General features: G+C 37.4%; 5 protein-coding genes. All 5 read left to right on the top strand.

Annotation, left to right across the window (positions count from 1 at the left end):
* Positions 1–133 precede the first annotated feature (133 nt).
* Positions 134–1,264: a glycoside hydrolase family protein gene (locus EOD40_RS01770; protein ID WP_128193178.1), complete on the top strand. Its 1,131-nt coding sequence runs from the start codon at positions 134–136 to the stop codon at positions 1,262–1,264.
* Complete coding sequence (locus tag EOD40_RS01765; protein WP_128193177.1) at positions 1,264–4,542, top strand: glycoside hydrolase family 2 TIM barrel-domain containing protein; 3,279 nt, start codon at positions 1,264–1,266, stop codon at positions 4,540–4,542. The genes EOD40_RS01770 and EOD40_RS01765 overlap by 1 nt, the downstream gene beginning before the upstream one ends.
* A 58-nt stretch (positions 4,543–4,600) precedes the next feature.
* A complete protein-coding gene (locus tag EOD40_RS01760; RefSeq protein ID WP_128193176.1) occupies positions 4,601–8,023 on the top strand; it encodes a glycosyl hydrolase in 3,423 nt (1,140 codons plus the stop codon).
* Positions 8,024–8,028: 5 nt separating this feature from the next.
* Positions 8,029–9,453, top strand: a complete 1,425-nt coding sequence (locus tag EOD40_RS01755; protein WP_128193175.1) for a sialate O-acetylesterase — start codon at positions 8,029–8,031, stop codon at positions 9,451–9,453.
* 103 nt (positions 9,454–9,556) lie between these two features.
* On the top strand, positions 9,557–11,890 hold the full coding sequence (locus EOD40_RS01750) for a DUF5703 domain-containing protein (RefSeq protein ID WP_231129559.1): 2,334 nt from the start codon (positions 9,557–9,559) through the stop codon (positions 11,888–11,890).
* Positions 11,891–11,896 lie beyond the last annotated feature (6 nt).

Raw genomic sequence — 11,896 nt, 5'->3', positions numbered from 1 at the left:
TGCATGAAAAATATAGCACGCAGATTTGGCAGATCCAGCAGATTTATATTGTAGAAAAGATAAAAAATCCGCGAATATCAGTTTAATCTGCGTCATCAGTGTCCCATTGAACGATTATAATTAAAATTAGAAAATGAAAAATACAATGAAATATCTCGTTCTGGGAATAGCCACTTTGTTAGTAGCGAGTTGTGCCACCAAATTCAAGAAAAGAGAAATTACCGATACTGTTATGAATGAAATTTATAACGAGGTAAAAACGCCTTACAAATACGGTTTGGTAATGGTGCCAACGGATAACTCCTATAAAATGGACTGTCCTTCGGTTTTCCGAAAAGATAACAAATGGTTTATGACCTATTTGATTTATGACGGAAGAGGTTACGAAACCTGGTTAGCCGAAAGTGACGATTTATTGCATTGGAAACATTTAGGAAAAGTAATGTCATTCTCTAAAGATGAAACTCATTGGGATGTGAACCAAAAAGCAGGTTATATTTCGTTGCAAGACCCAACTTGGGGCGGAAGCTACAAATGGAATAAATACGATGGTAAATACTGGATGAGTTATTTTGGTGGAAATACTACAGGATATGAAGCTGGGGTTTTATCAATAGGAATGGCATATACCAAAGAATTACCAACAAAACCTCACGAATTCGAGCGCTTGCCTAAACCAGTTTTAACGCCAAAAGATACCGATGTAAGTTTTTGGGATAACAGCACTATGTATAAAAACTCGGTGATTGAAGACAAAGAACGTATTACAGGAAGCAAATTTATCATGTATTATAATGCCCGAGGCGATAGTTTGAACCCGGCAAAAGGTGCTGAGCGTATTGGAATGGCGGTTTCTAATGATATGAAAACCTGGAAACGTTATGGAAAAAAGCCGATGTTGAATCATCACAGAGGAATTACGGGTGATGCGTTTATTCAGCGTATTAACGATACCTGGGTAATGTTTTATTTTGGAGCTTTTTGGAGAGATTGGAATCAAGGTGCATTTAACCAATTTGCGGTTTCGAATGATTTAGTAAACTGGAAAGAGTGGAAAGGTGCTAATTTAATAGAATCGTCTGAGCCTTATGATAATATGTTTGCCCATAAATCTTTTGTGGTAAAACACAACGGAGTCGTATATCATTTTTATTGTGCCGTAAACAAAGCAGAACAAAGAGGAATTGCAGTAGCGACTTCTAAAGATTTAGGAACGAGTCAATTGAATTTTGTTACACCACCAGCGAAAAAAGAGAAGAAATAATGAATAATTTTAAAGTACTATTTTTTATCCTGTTTGGAATAACTGTCCAGGCACAATCAGTAACCGGCGAACCTGCGGGAATTCCTGAATTACACAAGAAGTATGAGTATGCTCCTTGGGAAGATCCAACAGTTACCAGCATCAACAGACAGCCTTCGAGAGCAACGGCTTATTCGTATACCAATATTGAAGATGCGTTAAAAGGTGATAGAACGAAAAGTAGAATCCAAATGCTGAATGGCGATTGGAATTTTAAATATGCATCGAATCTTAACCAAGCTTCGAAAGATTTTTATAAAGCGAAAGTAAACGGTTGGGATAAAATAGAAGTGCCTTCTAACTGGGAAATGAAAGGTTATGATATTCCAATTTACAAAAGTGCGGTTTATCCGTTTAGACCTATAAATCCACCTTACATCCCTAAAGATTACAACGGAATTGGTTCGTACCAACGCAGTTTTACCGTTCCTGCAAACTGGAAAGACATGACGGTGACTTTGCATTTTGGTGCGGTAAGTTCTGGTTTTCAGGTTTGGTTAAACGGGGAATTTTTAGGTTATGGTGAAGACAGCTTTTTGCCATCCGAATTTGATATTACGCCTTATTTGAAAGAAGGTGAAAATGTGGTTTCGGTTCAGGTAATCCGTTGGGCTGATGGTTCGTATTTGGAAGATCAGGATCACTGGCGTGTGAGTGGAATTCAGCGTGAAGTTTTTATTATGGCTGAGCCAAAGCTGCGCATTCAGGATTTCTTTGTTCAAACTAAATTAGACAAACAATACACAGATGCTATTTTTAAATTGCGTCCAAAAGTGGAGAATCTAACCGGAGAAAAAATCAAAGATTATACTTTTAATGTTCAGTTGTATGATGCCAATAATGTGGCCATGTTCAAAGAACCGCTTCAAAAACCGGTGATTGATATGATTAACGAAAGTTATCCCCGTTTGGATAATGTTCGTTTTGGAATGTTTCAGGAAACCATTAAAAATCCTAAGAAATGGAGTGCCGAAGAACCAAATTTATACACTTTGGTGGTTTCGATAAAAGATCCAAAAGGAAATATTACCGAAGCCAAAAGTTGTAAAGTAGGTTTCCGTTCGATTGAATTTTCAAAAGAAAACGGAAAAATGCTTATCAACGGAAAAGAGACTTATGTGTATGGTGTGAATCGTCACGATCAGAATCCGACAAAAGGAAAAGCCTTGAACAGAGAAGATATCAAAAAAGATATTACAACGATTAAAAAGTTTAATTTCAATTTTATCCGTACGAGCCATTATCCGAACGATCCGTATTTCTATGAATTGTGTGATCAATACGGAATCATGGTGATGGACGAAGCCAATCAGGAAACGCACGGAATTGGTGGAAAATTAGCCAACGATCCAAAATGGACCAACGCCTATTTAGAGCGTATGACCCGAATGGTGGAAAGAGATAAAAATCACCCATCGGTGGTGATGTGGAGTTTAGGTAACGAAGGTGGAAAAGGACCTAATCATTCGGCGATGTCGGGTTGGGTTCACGATTTTGATATTACTCGTCCGGTGCATTATGAACCGGCACAAGGAAACGCGAAGTTAGATGGTTACATCGATCCATTGGATCCTAGATATCCTAAAACAATTGATCACGCCTACCGATTCGAAAATCCACAGGATGATTCTTATGTGGATATGGTAAGCCGTTTCTATCCGGGCGTTTTTACACCTAAATTTTTGGTAGATCAAAAGAAAGATACCCGACCAATTATTTTCGTCGAATACTCACACGCTATGGGGAATTCGGTTGGGAATTTAAAAGAATTATGGGATGAATTCCGTTCGCTACCTAGAGTTATTGGAGGATGTATCTGGGAATTTAAAGATCAGGGATTGTTGAAAAAAGATCCAAAAACAGGACAGGAGTTTTTTGCTCATGGAGGTGATTTTGGAGAAAAATACCATGACGGAAACTTCAATACTAAAGGAATTGTAGATTCAAACGGGAAACCAAAAGGTTCTATATATGAGTGTAAATGGGTGTTTCAGCCGGTAATTTCGACTTTAAAAGAAGGTTTTCAATTAGAAATTAAAAATCGTCAGGCGGTAAAATCATTAGCTGATTATACTCCGGTTTTGAAAATTTTAGAAAATGGAAATGTGATTAAAACCCAGTTTTTAAAACCATTTAATACGGAAGCGGGACAATCTACTGTTTTGGATATAAATCCGTATTTGCCAAAAATGAAATCGGATGGGGAATATTATTTGAATATTGAATTCCAACTTTCGAAAGATGAACTTTGGGCTTCTAAAGGTTATGCTGTTGCAGAAGATCAGTTTTTGCTAAAAAAGGCAGCAGTTGTTGCTCAGGAATCTAAAAAGGAAAATTTGAACGTTTCAGAATCAGATGCTGGTTTTAAAATCAAAGGAAAAACATTTGATATTACAATTAGTAAAACTAATGGTGCCTTGAGTTCTTATTTGTTTAATGGTGAAGAACAGGTTTTTGCACCCTTGTTGCCTAATTTCGTCAGACCACTTACGGATAATGACAAAAGAGGATGGAAGTCGCATAAACTTTTAAAACCTTGGTATCAGGCCAAGCCAAAATTGGTAAATATCAAAATTGATAAATCAGCTTCTGAAATCAAAATTACAAGTGATTACGAAGTTATTAAAGACAGTGCGAGTGTAAATGTGGTTTACAATATCAAACCAGACGGATTGATAAAAGTAGATTATAGTTTGAAAGCGACTAATAAATTACCGAACATTCCGAAAATAGGAATGCAAATGGGCGTTCAAAGAAAATTTGACCAAATTTCCTGGTACGGAAAAGGGGAATTGGAGAATTATATTGACAGAAGTTTTGGCTCATTTGTGGGGAAATATTCTTTGCCAATTAATGATTTTCTGGAGCATTATGTGAAACCTCAGGAAAATGCAAACAGAACCGAAGTGAGATGGATGGCGTTTACAACTCCGCAAAAAAATAAAGGGTTATTGGTAGTAAATGATACAAAAGTGTTGAGCATGAGTGCATGGCCTTATACTCAGGAAAATTTAAGTGCTGCTGTGCATACTTTTGATTTAAAAGATCCGGGATTTTTAACGGTGAATATCGATTTAATTCAAATGGGTGTGGGTGGAAATGACAGCTGGACGAAGGTGGCAGCACCTCTAGAAAAATATCAAATCAAATCAGGAGATTATCAATACAGTTTTTATTTGGCGCCTTTTTCGGATACGAAAAACGGTTTGGAAACTAGTTTGAAGAAATTCAAATATTAAATTAATTAAACCCGACAGGTTTTTGAAACCTGTCGGGTTTAAAGAAAAAGCAACAACAATGTTTCAAAAAAAACACCTCTTTTTTATTCTACTTCTTGCAGGAATAGTTTCCGCACAGGAAACCTATAAAAAAGAAAATACCTCATTTCAGCCTACAATTGAATCCTCAAAACCTTGGGTGTATTGGTATTGGATGAAATCGGCGTATTCTAAAGCTGGCATCACAGCCGACTTAGAAGCTATGAAACAAGCCGGAATTGCAGGTGCTTATTTAATGACGATAAAAGGTCCGGCAAATCCTCCATTGATGAATCCGCCAGTTTTGCAATTGAGTCCTGAATTTTGGGATATGGTGCATTGGGCTTTCGCCGAAGCAGATCGTTTGGGGCTAAAATTGGCTTTTCACGCTGCCGATGGTTTTGCCGTTGCAGGAGGGCCTTGGATTACACCCGAAATGTCGATGCAAAAAGTAGTTTGGTCAACAACTGAGATGCTTGGAGGAAAAAAATTGACGACTAAATTAGCAGTTCCCGAACATTATAAAGACTATTATAAAGACATTGCCACTTTTGCCATTCCGATAAAAGAAAATACAATCAGTTCGCAAGGATTATTGCCTAAAGTTACTACTTCTAACAATAGCGATGCTTCTTTTTTGGCTGATGCTAAGAAAGACGATAATTTCAGATTGGGTGAAAAAGGCTGGATTCAATATGAGTTTGAGAAATCATTTACTTGTAAATCAATCGTAATTGAAACTAAAGGCAGGGATTTTCAGGCACAACGCTTAATTGTGGAAGTGAGTGATGACGGTGTTTATTTTAAATTCCATGAAAGAATGATAGCTCCACGTCACGGTTGGCAAGACATGGATGCACAGCATACCCATACTATTAAACCCGTAACGGCTAAATATTTTCGATTTGTATATGATGTTAGCGGAACAGAACCTGGAGCGGAAGATTTGGATCTTGCAAAATGGAGACAGAACAATTTGAAAGTGAGTAAAATTACACTTTCGAATCAATCTTTAATCGATAATTACGAAGGAAAATCAGGAGCAGTATGGCGTTTGAGTCCAACGACAACTGCGGAGCAAATTCCAAATTCCGATTCGTTTCAAAAATCTTTGATCATCAATATTTCCAAATTTGTTGATGCTGATGGCAATTTAAGTTGGAAAGCACCAAAAGGGAAATGGAAAATTATCCGCATGGGACATACTTCTACAGGGCATGAAAACGCTACCGGTGGAGCAGGAAAAGGTTTGGAAGTGGATAAATTCAATCCTGAGCTGATTCGTTTTCAATTGGATCATTGGTTTGGCGAAGCCATCCGTACTGCTGGACCTGAATTGACTTCGAGAGTATTGAAAATTTTACATTTGGATAGCTGGGAATGCGGCAGCCAGAATTGGTCTTCTGTTTTTCAGGTTGAGTTTCAAAAACGTCGCGGTTATGACATAGTGGATTATTTGCCGGTAATGGCGGGGATTCCTATCGAAAGTGCTGCTACTACAGAAAAAGTTTTATATGATGTTCGAAAAACCATAGCTGAATTAATTGCCGATAATTTTTATGGAACTGTGGCTGATATTGCTAAAAAAGCGAATGTAAAATTCAGTTCCGAGAATGTGGCGCCAACAATGATGAGTGATGCTTTGTTGCATTTTAAATATGTGGATTATCCAAGTGGGGAATTTTGGTTAAAAAGCCCTACGCACGACAAACCTTTCGATATGCTGGATGCTATTTCGGGTGGGCATATTTATGGAAAAGACATTATTCAGGCCGAAGCTTTTACAGCCTTACGAATGGATTGGGACGAGCATCCGGGGAATTTAAAAACGCTGGCTGATAGAAATTATGCACTCGGAATCAACCGTTTTTTCTACCACGTTTTTGTTCATAATCCGTGGACAGACAGAACGCCAGGGATGACTTTGGACGATATTGGAACTTTTTTTCAAAGAGACCAAACTTGGTGGAAACCCGGAAAAGCCTGGTTTGATTATTGCCAGCGAGTACAATTGCAATTGCAAAAAGGAAAACCAGTTGTGGATTTAGCGGTTTTTATTGGCGAAGATTTGCCATCACGCTCACTTGTTCCTGATCGTTTGTTTCCTTTTGTTCCGAATGTTTTTGGAGAAGAAAGAGTGGCGAGTGAAAAAATACGATTGGAAAATGAAGGGCAACCGGCAACCAAAATGCCTAAAGAAGTTACTTATTCTAAAAACAATACCGATTTGTCGCAATGGGTAAACCCGATGAATGGCTATCAATACGATTCTTTCAATGCTGATGTTTTGATAAATCGCGCTAAAGTAGAAAATGGAAAAGTATCTTTTGGCGGTGGTATTGAATATGCTGCTTTATTGTTTCCGGGAAGTCGAAATATGGCGCCGAATAAGGTTGTTTCTTTGGCTGTAGCCGAAAAAATGCTGCAATTAGTAAAAGAAGGTGCTACAATTTTTATTAATGAAAAACCGCTTGATGCACCAAGTTTTCAATCGGATTTGGAAGCTAAAAAATGGCAGACTGTTGTTGACGAATTGTGGACGAAAGGAAAAGATGCTACTAAAAATGAGCAGGGTTCGGTTTTCTGGAAGCTCGGGAAAGGAACAGTTATTGTGCTTCCATTTTTAGATACTGATTTTGCAAAAATCGGAATCGAGGCAGATGTTTTATTTTCGGATGCTAAAAACAATGACAGAAGTTCGATTGCCTGGACACACCGCAAATCGGAAACGGAAGATGTTTATTTTCTTTCGAATCAGATTGAAGAAAAGAGAATAATTAAGCTGTCTTTCCGTCAAAGCGGTAAAACACCCGAATTGTACAATCCGGTGACGGACAAAACCATTGCTTTAAAACAATGGAAAGTCGAAAATGGACGAACTGTTATTGAGTTACAATTGGATAAAAATGAATCTTGTTTTGTGATTTTTAAAAATGAAACTAAGGAAAGTAATTCTGATAAAGGAGCTAATTGGGATGAATTCAAAACGGTTCAAACATTAGATGAAAATTGGAATTTGCAATTTGATGCTAGTTTCAAAGGACCTGAAAAAGAATTGAAAATCAACAAACTTTTTGATTGGAGTACATCTGACAATCAAAGTATCAAATATTATTCGGGAACTGCGGTGTACAGCAAGGAGTTTATCTGGAGTCAGGATACAAAAACTCCGGTTTATTTAGATTTAGGTTCGATTGCCAATCTTGCAGAAGTGACTGTTAACGGGATAGATTGTGGAACGATTTGGACTTTCCCTTATCGTACCGATATTTCGAAAGCATTGCAAAAAGGTAAAAATAAAATAATAATTAAAGTGACGAATACCTGGGCTAATCGTTTGATTGGTGATCAAAAATTACCAGAAAAAGAGCGATTAACCTGGACAACTGCTTCTTATCGATTAGTGGAGAGTGAAGATTTATTGAAAGCAGGTTTGTTAGGACCGGTAACTTTAGAAAAATAAAAAAAATGAAGAATTCAATTATTACGCTTTTTTTGATTTTAGGAATTTCCCAAATCAATGCAAAGATTAAATTACCCGCTTTGTTTTCGGACAATATGATGCTACAACAGCAAAGTAATGCGCCAATTTGGGGCTGGGCAGATAAAAATCAAACGATAAAAGTCCAAACTTCGTGGGATTCTAAAACCTATGAAGTGAAAGCCGATAAATCAGGAAAATGGAAAATAGCTTTGCAAACTCCTGCAGCAGGTGGACCTTATGAAATTTCAGTTTTGGATGGTACAGAAAAAAAATCAATTAAAAACATCTTAATTGGAGAAGTTTGGTTGTGTTCCGGTCAATCTAATATGGAAATGCCGTTGAAAGGATTTCCGGGACAACCTGTATTGAAAGGAAACGAAGCGGTGGTTCATTCGAAAAATAATAAAATCCGTTTTATTACCATTCCAAGAGCTACAGTTTTGACTCCAAATGAAGATTTTGAAGGACAATGGTATACAGCCGGTCCTCAAACTACAGGTAATTTTAGTGCTACGGCCTGGTATTTTGGTTCGCTTTTACAGGAAGTTTTAGATGTTCCTGTGGGGATGATTCTGGTTTCTTATGGTGGTTCAAGCATGGAAGCCTGGATGAATCAGGAAATGTTGAAAGATTTTGCAAACGTTAAAATTCCAACCACAAAAGAAGAATTAGCTAAAGACCCAAATCGTGTGCCGACGACTTTGTTTAATGGCATGCTTTCGCCGGTAATTGGATACGCAATTAAAGGTTGTATTTGGTATCAAGGAGAATCGAATTATGAGCGTGCAGCACAGTACAAAGATTTGATGAAAAAGATGGTGAGCAGCTGGAGAGGACTTTGGCAACAAGGCGATTTTCCGTTTTATTATGCGCAAATAGCTCCGTTTAATTATGCACAGTTTCATCCAAAAGACAATAAAGAAGAATACAATTCGGCTTATTTGAGAGAGGCCCAATTGAAAGCTTCAACGGAAATTCCAAATTCAGGAATGGCAGTGTTGATGGATATTGGTGAAGAAAATAATATTCATCCTGTTCACAAAGAAGCTGGAGGAAGTAGATTGGCTTATTTGGCTTTGAACAAAACTTATGGTATTACAGGTTTTGAGTTTGAAAGCCCTGAATTTAAAGCAATGGAAATCAAAGATAATGCGGTTACTGTTTCATTTGATAAAGCACCAAATGGTATCACATCGAATGGAAAAGAAGTAACCGGATTTGAAATTGCAGCCGAAGATAAAGTGTTTTATTCCGCAAAGGCCGAAGTAAGAAGAAAGTCGGTTGTGTTGACTTCTGATAAAGTGTCGAAACCAGTTGCTGTTCGTTATTTGTTTAAAGATTATACCGAGGCACAAATTTTTAGTACGGGTGGTTTGCCGGTTTCATCGTTTAGAACTGATAATTGGTAGTGTTTTAAAACAAGATTATAAAATTAAGTATCTGCTCAAATCTGCTGAATCTGCGTGAAAATAAATTGGCACGCAGATTAGGCAGATTGTAAATAAATCAAATTTGAAAAAATTAATCCTCATATCATTTCTATTCATAACGCTTTGTGCCAAGGCGCAAATTTCCACGCTTGAAAATTACAATCAGGTTTGGAAAACCCAAAGCAATAATTCGTCTGAATCGATGCCGTTGGGTGGTGGTGATATTGGTTTGAATGTGTGGGTAGAAAAAGGCGATTTGTATGCTTATATTTCTAAATCGGGGACATTTGATGAGCACAATACTTTATTGAAATTAGGAAGAATAAAAGTGAGTTTGAGCCCTAATCCTTTTAAGGATAATGAAGGTTTTAAGCAGGAATTGAGCTTGAAAGACGGTTTTATTGTGGTTTCGCAAAACGGAACTTCAGTAAAATTATGGGTGGATGTTTTTAATCCTGTGATTCATGTTGATGTGGTTAGCAAAAATCCAACTGAAATGAAAGTGGCTTATGAAAGTTGGCGTTACAAAAACAGGGATTCTAAAGGAAAGGCCAATAATGCCAATTCGTACAAATGGGCTCCGCAAGGCGATATTATCACTTATAAAGATTCGATTTCTTTTGAAGGAAACGCAGTGCAGTTTTATCATAGAAACAGGGCAAATACCGTTTTTGATGTGGCTGTAAAGCAACAAAAAATGGAATCGGTAAAAGACCAAATGATGAATCCTATTGCGAATCTTACTTTTGGCGGGCAGCTTTTTGGAAGTAATTTGAAAGCCGATGGGACTTATAACGGCATTTATCAGGATACGGATTTCAAGGGCTACCGACTTTTGAGTATAAAAGCAGCCAAAAAACAGCAATTCCAAATCCAGTTGCATACAAATCAATCGATGGATGCGAGTTTATGGACGAAGGAGTTGAAAAGTCAGATTTCAAGCTATAAAAAAATAAAAAATAATAAGGCTGAGCAAAAAACAATCAATTGGTGGCATGATTTTTGGAATCGCAGTTTCGTTTTTACTCAAAAAGGAAAAACAACAAACGATTCGGTTTACCAAATCGGTCAAAATTATCAATTGTTTCGTTATATGCTGGGATGTAATGCGTATGGAAAATATCCAACTAAATTTAACGGCGGACTTTTTACGGTGGATCCAGTGCATACCAATAAGGAATTGAATTTTACTCCTGATTTCAGGAATTGGGGTGGAGGAACCATGACGGCACAAAACCAGCGATTGGTTTATTTTCCGATGACAAAAAGCGGCGATTTTGATATGATGAAATCCCAATTGGATTACTATCTGGGTTTGCAAAAAAATGCCGAATTGCGTAGTGAAGTCTATTGGAAGCATAAAGGAGCAGCTTTTACAGAGCAATTGGAAAATTTTGGATTGCCAAATCCTGCCGAGTATGATTGGAAACGTCCTGAAGATTATGATCCGGGAATGGAATATAATGCCTGGTTAGAATACGAATGGGATACGGTTTTTGAGTTTTGTCAAATGATGTTGCAGCAAAAAGAATATGCAAATGAAGATATTCAGAAATACAATCCGTTTATCATCAGTTGTCTTCGATTTTTTGATGAACATTATCAGTATTTGGCAAAACAAAGAGGAAGAAAAGCCTTGGACGGAAATGGAAAATTGATTTTGTATCCGGGTTCAGGAGCTGAAACCTATAAGATGGCGTATAATTCGAACAGTACGATTTCGGCTTTGCAGGTTATTACTGAAAGGTTATTACAATTTTCTGAAAAAGAATTGTCTAAGGAAGATTTAGAGTATTTGAAAGCTTTTCAAACCCGAATTCCACCTTTGAATTTCAGGGAGTTTGACGGACATAAAACATTGGCTCCGGCCAAAAGTTGGGAAAGAATCAATAATACGGAAGTGCCACAGTTGTATTCTGTTTTTCCATGGGGAATTCAGGGTCTTGGGAAGAGTGATTTGCAAACCGCTCTGAATACCTGGAAATACGATACGGATGCATTGAAGTTTAGAAGTCATGTTGGTTGGAAACAGGATAATATTTTTGCGGCAAGACTTGGTTTGACTGAGGAAGCAGCGAAATATAATTTGTTAAAAATGGCTAATTCCGACCGAAGATTTCCTGCTTTTTGGGGACCGGGCTACGACTGGGTGCCGGATCACAATTGGGGAGGTTCAGGAATGATTGGGATGCAGGAGATGTTGTTGCAAAGCAATGGAGATAAAATTTATATTTTTCCTGCCTGGCCGGCAGACTGGGATGTGCATTTTAAATTGCACGCACCAAAAAATACAACTGTTGAAGTAAAAATGGATAAAGGCAAAGTAACTTTTCTTAAGGTTTTTCCAAAAGAGAGAGAGAAAGATATCATAAATCTGTTAGGAAAAAGTCTAACGGAAAAATCAAATTTAAAATAAAAAAAC

This window comes from Flavobacterium sufflavum (assembly GCF_004016525.1).
Taxonomy (GTDB): Bacteria; Bacteroidota; Bacteroidia; order Flavobacteriales; family Flavobacteriaceae; genus Flavobacterium; species Flavobacterium sufflavum.
The sequence above is the reverse complement of the archived record's forward strand: the minus strand, read 5'-3'. Positions and strand labels throughout refer to the sequence as shown.

Bases quoted from the DNA above. Each gene is read 5' to 3' on its own strand.
- EOD40_RS01770 (WP_128193178.1), top strand. From the start codon at position 134: ATGAAAAATACAATGAAATATCTCGTTCTGGGAATAGCCACTTTGTTA.
- EOD40_RS01765 (WP_128193177.1), top strand. From the start codon at position 1,264: ATGAATAATTTTAAAGTACTATTTTTTATCCTGTTTGGAATAACTGTC.
- EOD40_RS01760 (WP_128193176.1), top strand. From the start codon at position 4,601: ATGTTTCAAAAAAAACACCTCTTTTTTATTCTACTTCTTGCAGGAATA.
- EOD40_RS01755 (WP_128193175.1), top strand. From the start codon at position 8,029: ATGAAGAATTCAATTATTACGCTTTTTTTGATTTTAGGAATTTCCCAA.